At 42.0% G+C, this 21,857-nt stretch carries 15 protein-coding genes, 1 tRNA gene and 1 riboswitch; of the genes, 13 read left to right on the top strand and 3 right to left on the bottom strand.

Going from position 1 to position 21,857, the window contains the following annotated elements; all coding sequences use genetic code 11:
- Positions 1-540: 540 nt before the first annotated feature.
- Positions 541-615 (bottom strand) — tRNA-Pro (locus tag ISR87_12695).
- Between the two features lie 105 nt (positions 616-720).
- Positions 721-1,170, bottom strand: a complete 450-nt coding sequence (locus ISR87_12700) for a MerR family transcriptional regulator (GenBank protein ID MBL7026301.1) — start codon at positions 1,168-1,170, stop codon at positions 721-723.
- A gap of 288 nt (positions 1,171-1,458) precedes the next feature.
- Here ISR87_12700 and smpB point away from each other — a divergent pair, with 288 nt between their 5' ends.
- From smpB to trxA, 5 genes are all read left to right on the top strand, one after another.
- Complete coding sequence (gene smpB / locus ISR87_12705) at positions 1,459-1,926, top strand: SsrA-binding protein SmpB (protein ID MBL7026302.1); 468 nt, start codon at positions 1,459-1,461, stop codon at positions 1,924-1,926.
- Between the two features lie 18 nt (positions 1,927-1,944).
- Positions 1,945-3,156 (top strand): tyrosine--tRNA ligase, encoded by a 1,212-nt coding sequence (locus ISR87_12710; protein ID MBL7026303.1) that lies wholly within the window; start codon positions 1,945-1,947, stop codon positions 3,154-3,156.
- Positions 3,157-3,197: 41 nt separating this feature from the next.
- Complete coding sequence (locus ISR87_12715) at positions 3,198-4,082, top strand: ATP-binding cassette domain-containing protein (GenBank protein ID MBL7026304.1); 885 nt, start codon at positions 3,198-3,200, stop codon at positions 4,080-4,082.
- Entirely contained in the window at positions 4,079-5,311 is a 1,233-nt protein-coding gene (locus tag ISR87_12720; protein ID MBL7026305.1) for an ABC transporter permease, read from the top strand. The genes ISR87_12715 and ISR87_12720 overlap by 4 nt, the downstream gene beginning before the upstream one ends.
- Before the next feature lie 92 nt (positions 5,312-5,403).
- Positions 5,404-5,733 (top strand): thioredoxin, encoded by a 330-nt coding sequence (gene trxA, locus ISR87_12725; GenBank protein MBL7026306.1) that lies wholly within the window; start codon positions 5,404-5,406, stop codon positions 5,731-5,733.
- Positions 5,734-5,740: 7 nt separating this feature from the next.
- Here trxA and ISR87_12730 read toward each other — a convergent pair whose 3' ends face one another.
- Positions 5,741-5,968: a hypothetical protein gene (locus ISR87_12730; protein MBL7026307.1), complete on the bottom strand. Its 228-nt coding sequence runs from the start codon at positions 5,966-5,968 to the stop codon at positions 5,741-5,743.
- Positions 5,969-5,989: 21 nt separating this feature from the next.
- Positions 5,990-6,101: riboswitch (TPP riboswitch) on the top strand.
- Between ISR87_12730 and ISR87_12735 the strand changes: the two genes are divergently transcribed.
- The 8 genes from ISR87_12735 (at position 6,089) to rnr (ending at position 21,814) form a co-directional block, all read left to right on the top strand.
- On the top strand, positions 6,089-8,419 hold the full coding sequence (locus ISR87_12735; GenBank protein MBL7026308.1) for a TonB-dependent receptor: 2,331 nt from the start codon (positions 6,089-6,091) through the stop codon (positions 8,417-8,419). (Overlaps the previous riboswitch by 13 nt.)
- Before the next feature lie 58 nt (positions 8,420-8,477).
- Positions 8,478-9,572, top strand: coding sequence for a UDP-N-acetylglucosamine 2-epimerase (locus tag ISR87_12740; protein ID MBL7026309.1), 1,095 nt, complete (start codon positions 8,478-8,480; stop codon positions 9,570-9,572).
- 88 nt (positions 9,573-9,660) lie between these two features.
- Positions 9,661-12,465, top strand: a complete 2,805-nt coding sequence (locus ISR87_12745) for a PAS domain S-box protein (GenBank protein MBL7026310.1) — start codon at positions 9,661-9,663, stop codon at positions 12,463-12,465.
- 73 nt (positions 12,466-12,538) lie between these two features.
- The gene (gene lepA / locus ISR87_12750; protein ID MBL7026311.1) at positions 12,539-14,338 is read left to right on the top strand and encodes an elongation factor 4; all 1,800 of its coding nucleotides are present in this window, start codon (positions 12,539-12,541) and stop codon (positions 14,336-14,338) included.
- A 41-nt stretch (positions 14,339-14,379) separates the two neighbouring features.
- On the top strand, positions 14,380-15,099 hold the full coding sequence (locus ISR87_12755; GenBank protein MBL7026312.1) for a CPBP family intramembrane metalloprotease: 720 nt from the start codon (positions 14,380-14,382) through the stop codon (positions 15,097-15,099).
- A 15-nt stretch (positions 15,100-15,114) separates the two neighbouring features.
- The gene (locus ISR87_12760) at positions 15,115-18,330 is read left to right on the top strand and encodes a hypothetical protein (GenBank protein MBL7026313.1); all 3,216 of its coding nucleotides are present in this window, start codon (positions 15,115-15,117) and stop codon (positions 18,328-18,330) included.
- Complete coding sequence (locus tag ISR87_12765; GenBank protein MBL7026314.1) at positions 18,330-19,730, top strand: BamA/TamA family outer membrane protein; 1,401 nt, start codon at positions 18,330-18,332, stop codon at positions 19,728-19,730. Before ISR87_12760 ends, ISR87_12765 begins: the two co-directional genes overlap by 1 nt.
- Positions 19,715-21,814, top strand: coding sequence for a ribonuclease R (gene rnr / locus ISR87_12770; GenBank protein ID MBL7026315.1), 2,100 nt, complete (start codon positions 19,715-19,717; stop codon positions 21,812-21,814). The genes ISR87_12765 and rnr overlap by 16 nt, the downstream gene beginning before the upstream one ends.
- The last annotated feature ends 43 nt before the right edge of the window (positions 21,815-21,857 follow it).

The following is a 21,857-nucleotide window of genomic DNA, read 5'->3' on the forward strand; positions in this document are numbered from 1 at the left end:
TATGAGACATATTACTTAACAGAAAGGAAACTGTTCATCTAAAGATCGCTGATAATCAGATATCGTGAACCCACAAACTTTTTTGATCAAATGTATCAGACAAAACTCTTTAACTGGGCTTTATATCGGAATCAGGGATATGATTGATGTCTTCAATTTACCCGAATACTATCAATATGTTTCAATATTTTAATGGATTTATAAAAACACCACTTCAAAGCAATGTTGTTTTGTCGGAATACGCCTACGGGCAAGCTTCGGCGGCACAAGCAGGGAGATTTGACTGAGCATCACCTTCGACAAGCTCAGATTCCCTCGCCTCTGATCACTATGTTCGTGGTGAACTCCCGAGCTTCCCGACACGCACGTCGGGACGCGCTTAACCTTGTGCTGAAGAATCTTTGCGGTCTCTGCGCACTTTGCGGTTTAACAAAAAAAACCCCACCAGCAGGCAGGGTTTATAGGGTGTCGGAACGCGCTAACCAGTGATTATTCTCAGGAATATAAAAAAACCCTCGCAAAGCAAGGGTTTAGTGGGTGTCGGAACGGGGAGATTTGAACTCCCGACCTCTTGACCCCCAGTCAAGCGCGCTAACCGGGCTGCGCCACGTTCCGAGATCATCGCCACAAAATAGGTCTTGAAAAGAGCTATTTATGAAGCGGCCTAATTAAAGAATTGAAACACTCCGAATCAAGGAGCTTTAAGGGGTTAAAACAAGTTTATGAATCAATTAAATCAATAAGCTGTTTTAGATCAATACGAAGATTTGTTAGAAATTTCTTGTAACGCTCTGGAGTCATATCACCCTGGGCAGAAGTCACTGGTTTTGGTGCCATAGGTTGCTCTACGGCTTGAGTTGGTGGGGTAGGTTGAGCTGCCACTGGCTCTTCAAGGCTGAGGACATTTAGAGGCTGACCGTTGTCCTGTAACTGCTTTAGCTTCTGACGCGCTCCCTCAATGGTGTATTTCTTTTCATAAAGTAGCGTTTTAATAAAATTTACCAACTCAATGTCTTTTTCCCGGTAGGTACGGTTGCCAGCACGGTTTTTAGCAGGAGATAGCTGGGGAAATTCTGACTCCCAGTAGCGCAACACGTATTGCTTTAAGTCAGTTGCTTCGCTGACTTCACCGATTGAATAGTATAGTTTTTTGATGGCTTCCCTTGGCATAATCCGCTCACTCTATGATAAATCGATGTTAAACACTTGAACCATTACTTTAATTATAATCCCTTATTATACGATCATCAAGGGATTAATAGTCTCTGGAACAGCTTTTTTTATTGGATGTATTTGGGCACTCATCATCGATAAATACTCCATGTTTCAACAATATTGGACCAGATATGTTGATATATGGACAAATTCTAGTTAAATATTTTCATTAAAGCTCTCCTTTAAGGGCAACATTACTAAAAGCGGGGTTGTTATCAGGTAAGGGAAGAATAAATTTTCCGCATGAACGACGATAAACATATCAAGTTGGTTTTACGCAATAAGCGCGCGTACTACGAATATGAGATTATAGAAAAATTTGAGGCCGGCATCTCCCTGCATGGAACTGAGGTAAAATCAATTCGTGCAGGAAATCTCAACATGGGTGATGCCTATGCAAGACCACGGAATGGGAGTATCTCATTATTGAATCTGCATATTTCGCCCTGGGAAACAGCAAATGATTACGATCAACATGACCCGACACGACCTCGACTCTTGTTACTACATAAAAAAGAAATTAGAAAATTGAGTCATGAGATCGAAGCCAAAGGATATACATTACTACCGCTTTCGCTTTATTTTAAGGCAGGAAAGCTGAAAGTTGAGCTTGGTCTTGCAAAGGGTAAAAATATTCGAGATAAAAGGCAGACCTCTCTCAAACGTGATGCCACCAGAGAAATGGATAGAGCCAGAAAACTCAGTCACTAAGAATAGCGGAGAAAGATTTTGAAATTTCCACCAGTTAAAGAACAGCTAGATATACTCTCCCGAGGTGTAGAAGACTTTGTTTCGCCTGAAGGACTTGAACAGAAGCTCGAAAAGTCCATAGCCTCAGAGAAGCCATTAAAAATTAAACTCGGCGCTGATCCAAGTCGTCCTGATTTGCACATAGGTCATGCCGTCGTCCTGAGAAAATTGCGTCAATTCCAGGATCTGGGTCATAATGCCATACTCATTATTGGAGATTTTACGGCCTCCATTGGTGATCCTACGGGTAGAAATAAGACCAGACCTAGTATAACCCTGGAAGAAGCTCGTGATTTTGGTAAGTCATATCTCGACCAAGCTTCTATTATTTTAAACACCGACAGGCTTGATGTGGTGCACAATTCGGACTGGCTGAACACCATGAATTTTTCTGAAGTCATTAAGCTGGCTGCCCAGGTGACCGTAGCGCAAATGCTGGAACGCGATGACTTTTCTCAGAGGTATAAGGGTGGAACACCCATCTCGGTTCATGAATTCCTTTACCCACTTGCCCAGGCACAGGACTCTGTCCATCTGCATTCTGATGTAGAATTGGGGGGAACAGATCAACTATTTAATCTGCTTATGGGACGAGAGCTGCAAAAAAAATCCAATCAAGCCCAACAGGTTATCATGACAGTGCCCCTTCTTGAAGGGACAGATGGTGTGGAAAAGATGTCCAAAAGTTATGACAATTATATCGGATTATCAGATTCACCTGCTGAAATGTTTGGAAAAGTGTTATCCATACCAGATGAAATGATTATAAAATATCTCACCCTCACCACCAATCTCCCCATGGATGATATCAAAAGCATCGAAACCAAAATGAAATCAGGGGAAAACCCACGTGATTTTAAGCGACAGTTGGGTCGTGAATTGGTGAAAGTCTATTACGATGAAGATTCAGCAACTGCTGCACAACAAGCCTTCGATAATTTGTTTATCAAAAAAGATATCCCAGATGAAATGCCTGAGCTCATTGTGGAGTCATCTGATGAAACCCTGCTTTCCCTCCTGGATAAGAGTGGATTGTTCGGCAGTAAGGGGGAGATTCGCAGGCTTATCAAGCAAAATGCAGTGAGTGTTGATGGAGAAAAAGTCCAGGATGAATTCTTACCCTTTAATACCAAGGGGAGTTTCGTCATAAAAGCCGGTAAGCGAAAATTTATTCGGATCATCCATAACTAAACCCTCTTGCTCCTCCTTCCTCAAATCATGAAAGTGACATTATGATAGAAATCAGGGGAATCTCCAAAACATACGATTCCATTGTTGCTGTTTCTGAACTCAATATGACCATTCAACCAGGTAGAATTTATGGCTTTCTGGGTCCCAATGGGGCAGGGAAGACCACAGCCATTCGTATGCTCATGAACATTATTATTCCCGATGAAGGCCAGATCCTTTTTGAAGGAAGTAATAATAGACCTCCATCAAACCAAATAGGATATCTGCCTGAAGAACGAGGGTTGTACCAGAAGATCTCAGTCATGGAAACACTGCAATACTTTGCTCATCTTCGAAGCGTTCCACATGCCAATGATAAAATTAAAGCATATCTCCAGCGCTTTGATCTGGGATCCAGGCTGCAATCCAAGGTCAGTGAATTGTCAAAGGGTAACCAGCAAAAGCTTCAATTTATAAATACCATCCTCCATGACCCTCAATACATAGTCCTGGATGAACCTTTTTCTGGTCTTGATCCTGTTAATCAGCTTCTCTTAAAGGAAATATTGGAGGAGATGAAACAAGCTGGTAAAACCATCCTGTTCAGCTCTCACCAAATGGACCAGGTGGAAAAGCTATGTGATGATGTTGCCCTGATTAATAAAGGTCAATTGGTCACAGCTGGGGAACTATCAAAAATAATGCAATCAGAAGGCATTCAGCGTCTTCAGGTAACACCTGTAAATGAGGCTGATCTCAATCATGAATGCTTTTCTGCTTTCACAACAGAGCGTACAAATGGATCCATGTTTATCGAAATTGACGGTCATTCAAAGCAGGATATCATTTCCACTCTGAATAAATCAATCGATTTAAAATCGGTGAGAGTTGCCGAGTTAGGTCTTGAAGAAGTTTTTATTCATTTGGTACAGGGATCTGAATCATGAATGCCTTGAAAATTGCATGGTTCGAGTATCGTCGTAGAATTCGCTCAAAATGGTTTATCATTGGAACTTTTGGCATGCCAATTCTGATCCTGGTGATTAGTCTGGGTACTGGATATATGGCTGGTTCAGGTGCAGGTATTGAAACCAAAAACTTTGGATTAATTGATGAAACAGGTTTCTATGGACATCAATTGTCTCTTGTTCTGGACGAGCGGTTCGCTGAGAAGGAAACCCCGCCCTTCAATCTGGCCGTGTCCAACGGTAGCTTTGAATCTTTGCAAACTCAATTTGATGAACTGGTGAATGAAAAGACTCTCGATGGTTACTTCGTAATTCCAGCTGATTTTTTTACCAATCCAATGCTTCGTAATTATGCCAGATCAAGTTCAACCATTCGCTCAACTGATATTATCGAATCTGAGTTGAAGGAGTTATTAATCAAGGAGAAAGCCATTTTTCTGCAATTGTCAGATGATGCACTGGATGAAATATTTTTTAATGTAACAGTTTCTCATTTTGAGATTGGTTCATCTGAGGAGAGGGAAACTGAAGAACTTATCGCAGGTTATATCGCACCCTTTGTATTCATGTTTTTACTCTTCCTGGGCATCTTTACAGGTGGGCAGCTCCTGCTGAGGGCGGTATTGGAGGAAAGGTCTTCCCGGGTCATTGAAGTGCTTTTATCAACGGTGAGCTACAATGAATTGATGGGTGGAAAAATATTGGGACTTGGCTTGCTGGGGCTAACCCAATCTGCCATATACCTGATTGGAACATTCATCGCAGGCAGTTACTATGATCTATCCCTCATTACGCCAGCAATCGGGCTGCTCTATTTTACGTATTTTATTCTCGGATATCTGTTATATGCAGGAATATATATAGGAGTAGGGGCCTTGTTTGATTCTGAGCAGGAGGCCCAGCAGGCTATTCAAATCATCACATTTATTGCTATTATTCCCATGGTTCTGTGGACCATGGTCATCGAAAACCCTAACTCTACTCTGGTAAATGTTTTAAGCTATATACCCCTGGTGACGCCCTTCTTTATGATGATTAAGATAGCAGTAGGGGAGACATCAACTTTTCAGATACTTACAACCATTATTGTAATGATTATTAGTGTCTATGGAAGTATCAGACTAGCCGCTAAGGTGTTCCGGACTGGCATCCTGCTTTATGGAAAACGCATCACTTTGCCAGAAATATATAGATGGATGAGAGCGTAGTGCATTTGATGGATTGAATAACTTGACATACCTGAAGCTTCATTTATCTTCTTCAGGTTTTATAATGTTAATTGATTGCCTAGGGAGAGATAATGGCTGAAAATGTGAAAGAATTTACCGATAGCAACTTTAATGCTGAAGTAATTGAGTCAGACGTACCAGTGCTTGTAGACTTCTGGGCTGTTTGGTGTATGCCGTGTAAAATGGTTGCTCCAGTAGTTGCAGAAATTGCCAGTGAATATAAAGGTAAGTTGAAAGTTGGAAAATTAGACGTAGATGGCAATCCAGAAGTTGCTCAGAAATACGGGATTCGTAGTATTCCAAGTCTTTTGATTTTCAAAAATGGTGAAGTAGCCCAAATGCTTGTTGGGGCAGTACCCAAACCACAGATTACCGCCAAGGTCGACGCAGTTATCGGCTAACCCTTTCTCAAATATCGAGTTTCATAAAGAGGCTGTCCCAATAGGGGTAGTCTCTTTTTGATTTAAGAACCTGCCCACGCTTATCAGCTTCGGCAAGGCAGGCAAGGAACACCGATTGAAGATTTGGGAAATTGAGCAAACACATTCGCAATTCTAAAATCGTTAATCCATAATCGATATTCAAAGTAGTCTCATAAATGCCATCCTTCTGGGGTGGCATTTTTTTACCCTTCACCTCCAACATAACTCTATATTGTCATCGATATCGGGGTGTCCAGTGACTTCCATCGCGGAGGCTGGGCTGAGATCAAACCCTAGGAACCTGATCTGGATCATGCCAGCGTAGGGAGAACATATGAACCGTTTCACCATCTTTTTTATTTCTATTCTATTACTTAACTCCGGGGCACGCTCTCAGGAAAAAACCATTTCTGGTCGAGTCGTGGATGCTACCACCAATTTACCCATCGCAGGGTGTGAAATCATTTCTGGTTCCATGGGCACTGTTACCGATGAATCAGGACAATATTCCATTGCTGGTGATCTCGATGGTAAAATAGTCTTTCAGCATATTGCCTATGATCCCAAAATCCTGAATGAAAGTGAAATTCTGGATACTATAAAGCTGGTCCCCATTTTATTAAGTGGAGAGACTGTCAGTGTATATGGGGCACTCAGAACACAATCTTTGCTGGATACTGAAGGCGGTATCAGTGTTATCAGTAAACGGGAAATTGATCAATCCAGTGAACCCCACTTTCAGACCTTGATAAACAACATCCCCAATCTGAACTGGGCAGGTGGTAGCTCCAGACCGCGTTATTTTCAAATCAGAGGTATCGGGGAGCGATCACAATTTGCAGGTGATGGACCGCCAAACTACTCTGTTGGTTTCAGCATAGATGATCTCGATCTGAGTGGAATCGGCATGTCGGGCTTAACTTTTGATGTAAACCGAGTGGAATTATTTCGCGGTCCCCAATCATCAATATATGGTCCCAATGCACTGGCAGGATTTATTGTTCTGCGCTCAAATGATCCTGACCACGGCCAGGATGCTTATGTCACTGTCTCTGCCGGGAATTCCAGCACTCTGAATATAGGCACAGCATTCAATCTACATTCCGGTTCAAACCTCAAAGCCCGTCTGGCTGCCTATCGTGGATACACCAATGGATTCCAATATAATGAATATCTGGATGACCATACCACCAATGAAAGACTTGAAACTATGGCCAGGCTAAAGCTAATCTGGGCCATCAATCCAAAACTTGAAATCAAAACCACACTACTGTCAGTAAATATGGATAATGGGTATGATACATGGAGTCCCACCAACACTGGGTTTACGACCTATAGTGACAAACCTGGGAAGGATAGTCAGACATTAAATGCCATCGTCGTCAGAGCAGAATATGAGGTTTCCCCAGGTACAGATTTATTCTCGATCTCTTCTCTCTCAGTCGCCGATATGCAATACAGTTATGATAGCGATTGGGGGAATGATGATTTTTGGGCTCAAGAGCCCTACGGATTCGATCCTGACATAGAGGGGTGGAGGTATGACTTTTTCGACGAGGTCGCTCGTAATCGAAACACGAGGACGCAGGAGCTACGTCTGGTCCACGCCAGTAAAAATGAATCTATTCATCTAATAACAGGAATTTATTATAAGGATCTCATCGAGAAAGATGATGCCGAGGGATATTTATTCGGTGGTGATGAATCGGAACTTAAAAGTGAATTTCATTTGAGAAATAGTTCTGTTTATACACAAATAGATTATAGCCCAACTGACAGGTTCAAGATTACTTCCAATCTTCGTCTAGGGAAGCGTAATACCGATTATGAAGACAATAAAACCACCACCTTCGGGATGAGTGATCAACTCAATGGTGGCAAGATTGCAGTTTTATACAAAATTGACCAGCGCAAGTCGACGTTCATAAATGTAGCGCGGGGTTTTAAAGCTGGTGGAATTAACCAGCACCCACGCATCCTGGATATCAATCGCCCTTTTTCTCCTGAATATGTAAATAATTATGAAATGGGCTACCGGGGTGTTTCCAATTCAGGCATGCTTTCAATTCTGGCATTTTACACCCAGCGAATTGACCAGCAAGTTTCACTTTCCAGCCAACAAGACCCCATGGACCCGAATAGCTTTACTTACTACATAGGAAACGCTTCGGAAGGGTATGTCTATGGGATGGAATTAGAATTTCGCAGAGTAGTGAACGCTCGAATTCATCTGTCAGGTAATTTGGGCTTGCTGGAGTCTAAAACACAGGAGTATTCCTTCGAAGTAGCCCCAGATCAACTTATTTCACTCGGCGATAGAGCTTTTGCCCATGCGCCTCAGTATTCTTACAAACTTGGTATAGATTACAGCCTATGGACCAATGTCTCTTTACGAGGCTCAGTTTCCGGGAAGGATAATTTCTATTTTTCAGAGAGTCATGATCAGGTGTCAGCGGCGTATAATCTATTTAATGCTGGCATCACATATTCCTTCTCCAGGTCACTTGAACTGTCATTCTGGGCAGACAATATTTTAGACACAAAATATGCAATACGAGGGTTTTACTTTGGTCTCGAACCACCTGACTATGATGAGAAACTTTATATGAGCTATGGCGATCCTCGCCATTTCGGATTGACCATGAAGTATAAATTTGGATTATGAAATACATGACCTGATTCTTGTGGATTGATCTAGATTGTAAGCTGAAAATGGAGATCGTATGAAAAAGATAGATATAATTGTTGGAGTTAGGCCTGATTTCATTCGTGCAGCTGCATTAAAGACTGCATTTCAGGATTTCGAAGACAAACTGGAAATTCGAATTATCCATACTGGTCAGCACTATGACCCAGAACTCAGCCAGGATATTTTGGAGCAATTACACCTGTCGCCCATTCATGCTTATCTCAATATCAATGCGGTTGATGGCATTGGAAAATTGGCATCTATTATGATGTCTTATGAAAATCAGATTCACATTGATCGACCAGATATCGTCATCGTCCTTGGAAATTCCGACTCTGCTTTGGCCTGTTCATTGATTGCAGTACGTTCTCATATCGAAGTTGCCCATCTCGATGCAGGAGTTCGGTCATTTGATTTTCAAATAGCTGAAGAACAGAATGATATGCTCATTGATAAATTGTCCACCTACCTGTTTACTTCAAATGAAGAACCAGTCATCAACCTGATTCGTGAGGGGTATGACAATAGTAGCATTATTGAAGTTGGAAACATTCGTTCCGATGCTGTATTTGCAAATTTGGGTTATGCTGAGGACAGTAATGTTTTAGACCGGTATGGTTTGGAAGCAGGTGCCTACATTCTCTTAACCGTGCATCACGATCATATTCTGGGGAATAAAAGTTTTCTGATCTCATTTATGACCATGCTTGAAAAACTTTCAGAACGACTACGCATTTGTTGTGTACTACATCCCAAAACCCTCACGCTACTCGAGGATATTCCGGAAGTCATATTGGATCCAGGTGTAAATCTTCAATTTGTTACGTCTCAGAATTACCACGATTTGCTAAAGCTCTTGAAAAATACTGTGTGTGTGGTGACCGATTCCCAGGGGCTTCAGGAGGAATCCACTATATTGGGTGTTCAATGCATAACCATTGGACAAGCAACCAATCGTCCTGTAACCCTTACCAAGGGTACAAATACAGTGGTTGGATTCGATGTAGAGCAAATTGAAGCTAAAATCGTCTCGATTATTGAAGGGGATACCCTCGATGGCTATCCAATTGATGGGTGGGAAGGCAAAGCTGGACAAAGAATTGCTAAATATTTTTCAGAAATTGAATAATCCTTACATATAAAATTATTCTAGTGTAATAGATTTATTATATTATTTCAGTCAATCAACTGAAATTTTTAGCAGATGTTTCAAAACAATGAATAATTCAGAACATAAAATACGCATTCTTATCGTTGAAGATGAACGACTTTCAGCTGAGGATTTATCTATTCGGCTGGCGCAGGATGAGTTTACGGTTGTGGGGATCGCAGGGACTGGAGCTGAGGCTCTTAAACTTACGACCAAGACCAACCCAGATATAATTCTGATGGATATTAAGCTCCGTGGCAAAATGGATGGGATTGAGACAGCTCAGGAAATTCACAAAAAACATCCCGTTCCGATTGTCTTTGCCACTGCCTATGCTGATGAACAGCATATTTCCAAGGCCATACAGGATGCTGATGCCTACGGATACCTTCATAAGCCCATCGATGATCAAGCTGCTCGCACGATGATCAAGATAGCACTTACACGCTTTGCAACGGATCAAATGATGCTCAGGATCAATGAACTACTGGGGATGAAGGATTCTATCTACAGCGGTTTGGGATCAACCCGCAGCATACAAGAAATTGGAACCTTACTTCATAATACATTTTCAGCGACAAATATTTTTAAAAAGTATTGGATCATACTATGGTCTGATGATGACAAAATAAGTGCAAGTCAATCAAAAGGTATTTCGCCAGAGGTCTTTGCATCCTATTTGAAAAAGAGAGACAGGAAGACCCTGGAAAATCAGAAGATGATGATTCCTGATGATCTCATGAACACACTACTGGATGAGGATTCCTTTCTCATTCTGATTCGTGGAGAAGATCGGATTGTTGGGCTTTTGGGATTTACATGGAATTTAAGCATACCAAATTTCCGTAGCGAATTTGCTGTTATTAAGGATGTTGCGCACCTTATATCGCAAAGTATAAAGAATGCTCAGCTAAAAAGCGAACAGGAGAAAACTCAAAAACAGGTTGAAGAGTCAGAAGCACATATCCAGGCGATTGTGGAGCAATCCACAACAGGCATTTATATCATCGATCACAAATCAAAATTTGTATACGTAAACGATCGGCTTTGCGAAATATTCGATCGACCTCGGGAGGAATTGATAGGTTCAAATTTTTCTGAACACCTCGGTCCTTCTCGACTTCAAGTAATCAAGAATTATGAAGCCAGACAAGCTGGAGAGGAAGCTCCCACTGAATATCCCCTGGATATTCTCCGCCCGAATGGGGAAAAACGTGATATACTGGTTTCTGCCAACTCATTTGTTGATAGCGAAGGAAATGTTAAAAATGTTGGCCACGCACTTGATATAACCGAGCAAAATCAAGCAAACCTTCAACTTCAGAAACTGAGTCAGGCGGTTGAACAAAGCCCCGTGATGACGGTCATTACTGATGTTGAGGGAAGCATTGAATATGTTAACAGTCAATTCTTGTCCCTAATGGGGTATAGTCTGGACGAACTCATGGGCCAAAACCCAAGACTCTTCAAGTCTGATCAACACGATGAATTCTTCTACAAAAAATTATGGGACACTATCAAGAGCGGCTCTGTTTGGGTTGGTGATATTGTTAATCGGAAACGTAATGGTGAACTTACCAGGGGCAAAGTATCTATTTCACCCATTCGAAATTCCTACGGCGCAGTGACCCATTTTGTCGCCCTAACTGAGGATATAACACGACAGAAGGCCGAAGAAGAAAGAGCGCTGAAGGATCAAAAGCTACGTGATGTGCTCTATGCAATCACATCTGCGGCCATAGAGGCAACTGATGTAACCAACCTTTATGACAAAATTTACCAATTCATCAGCGAGATTATTTCTACCAGTAATTTCTTGTTGGTTATGCTGAATAAAGAAAATAACACACTCTACTTTCCCTACGAACGAGATTTTTACAAATCAAAATTGCCGGAAAGTATTCCTTTAGATCCAGAAACTTCTCTCACTGCTCGCGCTATCGTGCAGCAGAAAACAATTCATGTCAAGCAGACTGAAATCCGTGCCCTCATGGATAGTGGTCAGGTGACAATAGCCGGTGAGTTGCCAAGTGTATGGTTAGGAATACCATTGAAGGTAAAAGACGAAGTTATTGGCGCATTTGTACTGCAGGAATATGATGGCATAACCCAGTATGAAGATGAAGATATTAGACTCTTAAATCTTGCTGCTGGTCAAGTTGCACTTACCATCGATCGTGCAAGAAAGGGCAAAGCCCTTGAAGAGTTAGCAAGTGAACTGGCCAATGCCAATGGGATGAAGGAATTACTCCTTGATGTCATCACTCACGATTTAAGAAATCCTGCAGGGGTCATTAGCTCAATTACAGACATGTTGAGTGCAGAAGATGATGGCAATGAGATGTATGAATTGTTGCAGGGCAGTGCTGAAAGTTTGATGAAGGTGATTGAAAACGCCACTGTATTGTCAAAGTTGAGTATTGGTGAAAATATTACCAAGGATAAAATGGATCTGGTTCCCATGTTAAAGGGCATGGAATCTGAGTTTTCATCTCCTATGACGACCGCCTCTATGTCCTTAAAGCTTAAATTACCAAATTCCCTTATTGTGGAAGCAAATCCAATTATTTCAGAGATTCCCAAAAATTATTTAAGCAACGCTGTTAAATATTCTACAGCAGGTGGCTCCATAGACCTGATTTTGAGAAAAGAGAAAGGTCGAGTCACACTCAGAGTCGAAGATGCAGGCCCACCAATTCCCCTGGAGATGCGAGAAACCATATTCAAACGCAATGTCCAACTTGAGGAAGGTATCAAACGAGGGCGAGGACTTGGATTGGCCATTGTGAAGAGAATTGCCGCTGAGCATGACGCTATTGTTGGCATCGAGGACTCACCCAAAGGTGGAAACAGTTTCTTTTTAAAATTCTAATCTTCTGATCAACATTTTCATTCTGTTTTGCCTTCCTGTTTGATACGAGATAATCAAGCGTATATTGCGCCCTATGATAAGATCTGAAGTTCGAAATTTTTGTATAATTGCCCATATTGATCACGGAAAATCCACGCTGGCAGACCGACTGCTTGAAGAAACCCACACGATTTCCAATAAAGAAATGATGAATCAAGTTCTGGATGATATGGACCTGGAACGTGAACGCGGAATAACTATTAAATCACATCCTATTCAGGTGAAATATTCTGCCAATGATGGCAAAGATTACGTTCTAAATCTTATTGATACTCCTGGACATGTAGATTTTAGCTACGAAGTGTCTAGAAGTCTGGATGCCTGTGAAGGGGCCTTGCTTCTGGTAGACGCAGCCCAGGGTGTTGAAGCCCAGACTGTCAGCAATGCCATGCTGGCTGTTGAGAGTGGATTGGAAATTATCCCAATTATTAATAAAATTGATCTCCAGGCTGCTCAAATTGAGAATGTTAAATCACAAATTGTTGACCTGCTCGGTTGTGATGAGGATGAAATTTTGCAGGCTTCCGCTAAGGCGGATATCGGTATTAAGGAAATTCTGGAAGCAGTGGTTCAGCGAATTCCAGCTCCACAGGGGAATGATGACCTGCCGCTGAGAGCTTTGGTTTTTGATAGTACATACGATGCATATCGAGGTGCCGTTGCCTACGTTCGAGTTCTTGAAGGGCAGTTAAAGTCCAAAGAAATCGTACGTTTCATGGCCAGCAAAGAGGAATATGAAGTTGCAGAACTTGGTTATTTCAAGCTGAAAAAGATGAAGGCTGATATTCTTAGGGCTGGAGATGTAGGTTATATAATAGCCAATATTAAAGATATCAGTGAAATTCGCGTCGGTGATACCATCACCACGGCAAAACACGGCGCTATGGAGGTTCTAACAGGGTATCGTGAAGTAAAACCCATGGTTTATTCGGGTGTGTATCCAATCATTTCTGACGACTATGCCAACTTGAGGGCTGCCCTTGAAAAGCTCAACCTGAACGATGCTGCCCTGACATGGGAACCTGAAACATCGAGTGCACTGGGTTTTGGATTCCGAGTGGGATATCTTGGTCTATTGCACATGGAAATTGTTCAGGAGCGTCTTGAACGTGAATTTGCCATCGATCTTATTACGACACAGCCCAATGTTCAATTCAAGGTCAACCTCAAGGATGGTTCACATATTATGGTAGATAAACCCAGCGATCTACCTGAACCTGGCGATGTCGACCATATTGAAGAACCCTATGTTACTGCAGAAGTGCTGACGCCACCTGCTTACATCGGTAATCTGATGAAGTTGATTATTGATAAGCGTGGCATTTATAAATCAACACACTATCTGGATGAATCCAAGGTCCAGATCTATTTTGAGATACCCCTGTCTGAGATCATTTTTGATTTTTACGATCAACTTAAAAGCACATCAAGGGGTTATGCCTCATTTGATTATGAGCCCATTGACTTCCGTAGAGGTGATCTGGTAAAATTAGATATTCTTATCGCCACCGAAAGGGTCGATGCTCTTTCACAAATTGTACATCGGGATAAAGCTTATGACCATTCTCGACGGTTGTGCGCAAAGTTGAAAGAATTAATTCCCCGCCAGCAATTTGAGGTGCCCATTCAAGGATCCATAGGCCAAAAAATTATTGCTCGTGAAACGGTTAGGGCCCTGCGTAAAAATGTCACTGCCAAATGTTATGGTGGTGATATCACGCGTAAAAGGAAATTGCTGGAAAAACAGAAGGCAGGCAAAAAACGCATGAAGCAGGTCGGCCGCGTAGAAGTTCCCCAAGATGCCTTCCTGGCAGTATTGAAGCTTAATGACTAGTTTTACCCGCCAGGGCATCTAAAAAGTAGCAGAAGCGATTCATGGCAAAAAAAGTTTCCTCACTCCGCCAGTATCTAAACAGTTCCAAATCACTTCATTACAGTCTGATACTCACTTTACCAGCCGTGGCCATCTATGAGATTGGTATTCTCATATTATTCAGGGATTCTTTTTTTGAATTGCGTAATACAGGTGAAATCCTATTGCGCAGCCTCTTTGAATCGCTGGGATTAACCAACCCCTTAATTGTTTCAGCAATCCTACTTGGCCTGTTCATCATAACCATGGTTCGTGGATACAAGATTGAGAAAAAACCTGGAATCCATGCCAATTATATTATCTATATGCTTTTAGAAAGTATGTTGTGGGGTTCTCTTATCTTTATCAGCCTCCAACTGTTTACTCTGCTACCCCTGCAACTCGTGACAATGGAAGCAAAGATAACCAATATTAATTTGGCAATAGGGGCAGGAATCTTTGAGGAACTTATTTTCAGACTTGTATTAATTGGTTCCTTTCTCAATATTCTTGAACGAGGTTTTTCGCTTAGGTCAAGCTTCTCCGTTCCAATTGCCATTCTACTCTCAGCCGTAGTTTTTGCTGCTTTTCATTTATTCATGGAGTCCTATAGCCTCCCTGTATTTTCGCAGCGCATGTTTGGAGGTATTCTCCTGGGAAGTCTTTTCTATACTCGTGGATATGGGATTAGCGTATATGCCCATATTATCTATAATATTCTCATATTGGCTTATTCTTGGTAAAGAATATTTTATTCTGTGCAATGGAACGTAATTAGATCTTCCATCGTTTACCCGATTGACCAGAAAAACCAATGCCGATTATTAAAAACAATATTATCAAAAAGATCCGGTAGTAACATCTACAGGTTAATCACATTTCTTATCGTCTCTCTGGGATGTATTGCTGCATCCGGGCAGGGATTCATTCCAGCCCAGGCAATAGATGATAGTGTTGACTCAGTAACCTTCATCGTGGGTGCTGATACATTGAAACTACCAAGAGTTTACGCTGTAAACCATCCTCCATACACACCGGCTCTGGATACAAGCAAGAGTAATGCTGCTGCAATTGTTAAACCTCAGCCTGTAAATAGTGGTCTTGATGCCGTTGGAAGCATCACCCGGGGAATACAGGTTTCCAGCAATTCATCAGTATCCTTACAATCAAGCATGTTTCTCAAGATTAAGGGTAATTTGAGTGAGAATTACACGGTTGAAGGCGTCTTAACTGACAAGACTTCACCGCTTCAACCCATTGGGAATACACGACGCTTAAATGATTTCGAACGAGTACTGATACAAATCGATGGTCCAGACCTAAACGCTTCCATAGGAGATGTCGATTTAAAGCTCAACAATGGCAAATTCGGAAAAGTTGATCGATCCATTGAGGGAATCAATGTTCAGGCAAAATCCAAAAAGGGGGGCTTGCAGGGGGCCCTGGGATTCAGCTATGGAAAGAACCATCTGCTTCAGATTCAGGGTAAGAATGGGAAACAGGGGCCTTATAGATTGTCGGGTGAAAATGGGGAGAAATACATCATCGTTCTAGGTGGTTCTGAGAAAGTCAAACTTGATGATCATCTACTCATCCGGGGAGAAGATGATGACTACATCATCGATTATAATGCTGCGGAAATCTACTTTACCCAAAATCATATCCTTTCAGCCAATTCCAGGATTAGTGTTGAATTTGAATATGTCCCAGATATCTACCTTGCTTCCTATTCATTTGGGAAACAACTGATCAGCGGAGAAGTTTCCCTGGGCAATCGGGCCAATTCACCATTTTATGTATCTGCAGCCTGGCAGGATATCAGGGATGATAAAAACAACCCGCTGGGAAATATCGAACCTGACCAACTTGAACAAATATTTGGACCGCTGGGTACAAACACCAATACGACTGAGTTAAGTACGGTTGTCCTTGATACCCTTAATGGTAGTTATGATCAGGATTCCACCGGAATATTGTTATACAGGGGTGAGCAGCTCGGTGATTATGTGGTTGAATTTAGCTTTGTTGGTCTGGATCGCGGAGCATATCGGAAAGAGATCAATGCTATAGTTCCATACTATGTATACGATCCTGAATTTGGCGAGTATCTGCCTGCCAACCAATATATTGCGCCCCAATCTTTGTCTGTATTTTCACTTTCTGGTCACGCCCAAAAGGCAAGCTTAGATGCGAATTTCGATGTGGGTATTTCCCAGGATAACAAAAATTTGTACTCTAACGCAGAGGAACAGTCATCCAAAATTGCCTGGGATGTTGATATGGGCGTCAATCGACCAAGGTTCGAACTCCGTTGGGGTGACAGACAAATACAAACCGGCTATGCAAGTCATGATGCTTTAGAGTCATTGGAGTATTATCGCAAATGGCATTTGAGTAGTCGGCTTGATGAGGCTGAACATCTCAGCTACGGTCAGCTTCGTATTGGCCAGCAGAAAGCTAATTATTTAAAGACTTCTGTTTCCACAATGGAGCGATCAGGTACCAATGTGGGGCAGCAAGTTCAGATAGAGAGCAGCTCAGATCAGAAGGCACCGCTATTTGCTGAATATATGGCCATTCTCTCCAATATTGATAGTTCTCTTAGCCAAACCCATGCTTTCAAATCCAGCTATCACCGTGGAAGGGTAACTACTGGTATGACCATAAATCTTGAGGATGGATCGTCCTCTGTATTACATGCGAGCAATGATCATTTGGAATCTGGGATCAATGCAACCTTCGAATACTCCGAAAATCAGGAAGTGATGATCAGTTTCATTCAAAGAAGAGATTACCGATTTCCTGAACCTGATAGGAGCATATTAAATTCAGACGACATTGAAAAATGGAGTGATCACAGACAGGATTGGATAGCTGATTACAGATTTGAAAATATTCTGGATTCAAAGGGGTTGCTCAGCATGAAATATCGTGAGCACAGAAGTGATAGCGGAGCCGTCAAACTTTACTATCTGGGGAAGTTAAAGGTCAGTGGACAAGCACTGGATAAGCATCTTAATTTTCAAGAGAATTTTCTCCTGGATGAAGAGCATATTCCAAAATTTGATTATCACTACATCGAAGTGGATACGGGTTATGGAGATTTTAGCTTTGATCCAGCAATTCAGGACTATATCCCCATGAGTGGTGGACGCTTTATTCGCCAGCGTTTGTATTCTGATCACGAGGAGCAGGTCCGAAAATTTGAAAACGAATCCAAATTGGAGTACACGTCAGATGGCTTTGGGAATTTGGATCGAGTGGCTTTTCGAAGTAGACTGGGTCACGAGTATCGCCTCAAACAAGAAATTCAGAGTCAGAGGGATATTCAGAGTCAATCAATGCTAAGCCTTGGATTAGATATGCAAACAGGACAGGCCATGAATATCACCCGGTTCAGCTATTCTGGAAAATCAAATCAAAATAGCTCAACTCTGTACAACTACGGGGCAGAGGAAAATGAATATACCTCGCATAGTCTTGACGGGGATTTCATTTGGAATAGTACTCATCAATCAAAAATAGGCGTTGTTTTTGAATCTCGGAAGCGTGCCCTTGAATATAATCCGCTTGCCAGAGAAGAATGGGTATCTACCAGACCATTTTTGAACCACATCACGAAAGTATCTGCCCAACAAAAACTTGAAATGGATGTCACCTATTCTTTGGTGAACGATAAGCAACTAGACAAGATGTATTCAGAGTCCTTGCTTAATCTTAATCACAGTCTCCGGATCAAGCGGAGAGGGAGAATCGATCAGAAAATGACCCTGTCCACGGTTGTGGCTGATGTCCAATCCATCCCATATTCTGTTTTTTCAGGAAGACAGCCTGGCGATAACTGGAAGTATTCTGTAAATGGTCGTTATACTTTTTCAAGCATGTTTCAAGTTTCCATGAATTATAGCATCCAAAAACGTGGAGATAATCAGAACGAGCAATACTTACGACTGGAAGGTAGAACCCACTTCTAATGACTCGCTTCCTACTCAAGATAGGCATTTTATCCTTGTTCAGCCTTTCACTCCTGGGACAAGAGCTAAGGCTTGTTATAAACCAATCTGAAGAGAGTGATACCTCCCTGGTTTTTGATTCAGAAATTGACTCAATTTTAAATTCGAGATTGGAATCAATTGCTTCAATGGGGTATTGGGACGCAAAAATTGAATTATCGCAATCTCACGAGTATCCAGATCAGATCAACGCAGACATCTTTCCTGGCGATCCCTCAACTCTGAGCTATGTTCATTTTTCAGGTCTCCCATCCAGAGGTTCCGATTATCTGGAAAAAGAGTTTAAAATGGGACAACCCACCATCTCAAGTGATAAACTCCATAAAGCGAGACGTAGAATAAATGGGCTGGGTTATCAGCTGGCTGATTTCTCCCGACTATCAAAAGATGATAATGAAGAGTATCATATGAGGTATAAAGTTAAATACCACCCTGAACTTAAATTGCAGGGTCTGGCAGCCTTTAACAAAAGCGGGAATGCTGATACTGTGGCCTGGTATGGGCAGCTCAATGTGAATATCCCAAATTTTGATGGGAAGGGAAAGTCCTTCAATTTTTCATGGAAACGTTTAAAATCTAATTCTGAATCATTCAATCTGGGTTTGAATTATCCCTGGCTGTTCCAATGGCCTCTTGTAGCGACCTTTCAGTTTGGGAGGGAAGTAATTGATGGGAATTACCAGGTCGTCCAAACTATAATTGGCCTGGGCTGGGATGTTGACTGGGAACGGTCTATATATTTCAATTATGAAAAGAATGAGTCAATTATCACCCATGAGGGTTCCATACTTTATCCAGAGTGGGCTGCCAGTAAAAAGCGTTTACTTGGTCTCGGGTATCGGCAAACAAGCTTAAATGCTCAAGCTCATGAGGGGATATCATTACGAACCACTCTCTATCAGGAAATGAATTTTGAACCACAATCCATCAGGAAGGTCACATTGCGATCTGAGGCAGAATATAGGCTCCCAGGCAATTTTTATGTTTCTCAAAGAACAGACGCAACCATACAAAATCATACCCAATCCTTATCTGATCCTTCAATCCTCATGGCTTTGGGAGGCGTGAATAGTGTCCGCGGATATGAGGAAGCTTTTATCCGCGCTCCAAATACATTAAGTATGCAGAATACCCTCCACGTTACCTTGGGCAAACAGTCGCAAATCCTTGCGTTTTATGATATTGGCTTGCATAATACAAATAATTCAATTGAAAATATCCAGGGCTATGGTCTGGGTATTCAATTAAGAAGTGGAAGAGGACCCATTCGACTCATTCTGGCTTCTCACAAAGGGATTAAAATGAGTAACAGCTTTTTCCATCTTGAGTATTCTGGAGGTATTCCTTGGATCGATCGATAATTGAAAAGAAAATATTAGACACATTTAAATCTAACCCGGGTCGCTGGTATAAACACCGCGCCATTATGAAAGCGGCAGGGATAAAAGAGCGCGATTACCGGACGCTCAAAACTCTATTGCTGGAGATGTATCGAAATGGTCACATCGATCAAAAGGGCCGAAATCAATATGCCTATAAGCCAAAGCAACAGCAGAAGACCGGTATATTAGCAGTAACCTCCCGGGGATTTGGCTTTGTGGAGCTGAAGGATGGCAGTGAAGTCTTCGTTCGAGCACAGCACATGCAACATGCCTTCCACAAAGATGTGGTTAGAGTACAGATTCTAAATAAGCAAAGAGGCGATAAACCTGAAGCCCAGGTTATAGAGGTCATCCAGCGGCACCAGACACAATTTGTTGGGGTTTATCAGCAGGATCGGTTTGGCCAATGGGTCATTCCTGAGGATAAACGTATACGAGTTAGGTTTGCTGTGCTTGAGGGAGAGCAGAATGCTGCCAGGGACGGCCATATGGTCACCGTAGAGCTCGTTCAATGGGACGCAGGACATCCAGAGCCACTTGTGAGGATTAAAGATATTCTTGGCTATCCTGGAGATCCAGGTGTCGATATTGCCTTAATCGTCCAACAACATGACCTCCCAACGACCTGGACATCGAAATCTTTGGAACAGGCCGAATCGTACTCTGAAGAGAGTGTGCAAACTGAGATCGAAAATCGAAGAGATCTTAGAGAGCTTACATGTTTCACAATTGATCCAGAGACGGCTCAGGATTTTGATGATGCCATTTCTATTGAGCAAACATCCAAGGGGTGGAAACTGGGAGTGCACATCGCTGATGTTTCTCACTATGTCACACCAGGTAGTCCAATTGATAGAGGTGCCAGAAAACGTGGTTCAAGTGTTTACCTTGTTGGCACAGCCATTCACATGTTACCAGAAAAGCTGGCTTCTGATTTGTGCTCCCTGAAACCGCATATAGACCGACTCAGCATGACTTGCATGATGGAAATTGGACGCGATGGTCAATTCGGCCCATCAAAAATCATGAATTCAGTCATTCATTCGAACCAGCGCTTCTCATATGAAGAAGTTGAAGAGATCATCCATGGAAAAGCCCATACCTATTCGAAACAAATACAAGAAATGGAGAAGTTGAGAAAAGTTCTGTTTCGTGACAGAAAATCCAGAGGAAGTATTGATCTTGATCTGCCTGAACCTATAGTGATTTTAGATGAAACAGGGTTCCCACACGACATCAAACCTTCCAAGCGTTTGACTGCGCACAGATTGGTAGAAGAATTTATGTTGGCCGCCAATCGCGTAACTGCTGAATACCTTGATCAAAAATTCATAAAGGCTAAACTTCCTGGGATATTTCGAATCCATGAGACACCATCCATTGATGATGTGAGCAAATTACAGATGATTTTGAATCGTTTAAACATACCCCAGAAGATTAAAACGCCAGTAAAACCAATGGATTATCAAGTCCTGGTAGAGGCAGTGAGGGAGAGCCCCTATCGACATTTTATCGAAAAGGTAGCCCTTAGATCCATGACCAAGGCTAAATATTCTGTTGAAAATAAGGGACATTTTGGATTGGCATTCAAATCATACACCCATTTTACCTCACCCATCAGACGCTATCCTGATTTAACGGTGCATCGTCTCCTGAAGCAGTATGTCCATAACGACAATACCAACCTGCCCTCTCAAGCGTCACTTGAAAAATTAGCTGAGCATTGTTCACAACGGGAAAGAGTCGCCATAGAAGCTGAACGGGATCATATGAAAATGAAACAGCTACAGTATCTCAGCAAACGGATCGGTCAGGAATTTGAAGGGGTGATTTCCGGAGTTTTGAATTTTGGATTCTTCGTGGAACTTGCTGAAAGTTTTGTCGATGGGCTGGTGCATGCTGGCAGTCTTACTGATGATTACTACGAATATGAGGAAAATAATTTCTCCCTCACTGGAAGACGGACAAAAAAAATGTATCGATTGGGAGATCCAGTAAAAGTCAAGGTGACATCCGTCTCCATTTCTGAGGGACTTGCAGATTTCGAGCTCATCACCAATTAAAGGCTGTGAGAGATTCCTGATGGGAATAACTTTATGCTTCGTT

Source organism: Candidatus Neomarinimicrobiota bacterium (assembly GCA_016784545.1).
GTDB lineage: Bacteria > Fidelibacterota > UBA8477 > UBA8477 > JABMPR01 > JABMPR01.

Coding starts and splice junctions, on each gene's coding strand:
- ISR87_12700 (MBL7026301.1), bottom strand. CDS start 1,170: ATGCCAAGGGAAGCCATCAAAAAACTATACTATTCAATCGGTGAAGTC.
- smpB (MBL7026302.1), top strand. CDS start 1,459: ATGAACGACGATAAACATATCAAGTTGGTTTTACGCAATAAGCGCGCG.
- ISR87_12715 (MBL7026304.1), top strand. CDS start 3,198: ATGATAGAAATCAGGGGAATCTCCAAAACATACGATTCCATTGTTGCT.
- ISR87_12720 (MBL7026305.1), top strand. CDS start 4,079: ATGAATGCCTTGAAAATTGCATGGTTCGAGTATCGTCGTAGAATTCGC.
- trxA (MBL7026306.1), top strand. CDS start 5,404: ATGGCTGAAAATGTGAAAGAATTTACCGATAGCAACTTTAATGCTGAA.
- ISR87_12735 (MBL7026308.1), top strand. CDS start 6,089: ATGAACCGTTTCACCATCTTTTTTATTTCTATTCTATTACTTAACTCC.
- ISR87_12740 (MBL7026309.1), top strand. CDS start 8,478: ATGAAAAAGATAGATATAATTGTTGGAGTTAGGCCTGATTTCATTCGT.
- ISR87_12745 (MBL7026310.1), top strand. CDS start 9,661: ATGAATAATTCAGAACATAAAATACGCATTCTTATCGTTGAAGATGAA.
- lepA (MBL7026311.1), top strand. CDS start 12,539: ATGATAAGATCTGAAGTTCGAAATTTTTGTATAATTGCCCATATTGAT.
- ISR87_12755 (MBL7026312.1), top strand. CDS start 14,380: ATGGCAAAAAAAGTTTCCTCACTCCGCCAGTATCTAAACAGTTCCAAA.
- ISR87_12765 (MBL7026314.1), top strand. CDS start 18,330: ATGACTCGCTTCCTACTCAAGATAGGCATTTTATCCTTGTTCAGCCTT.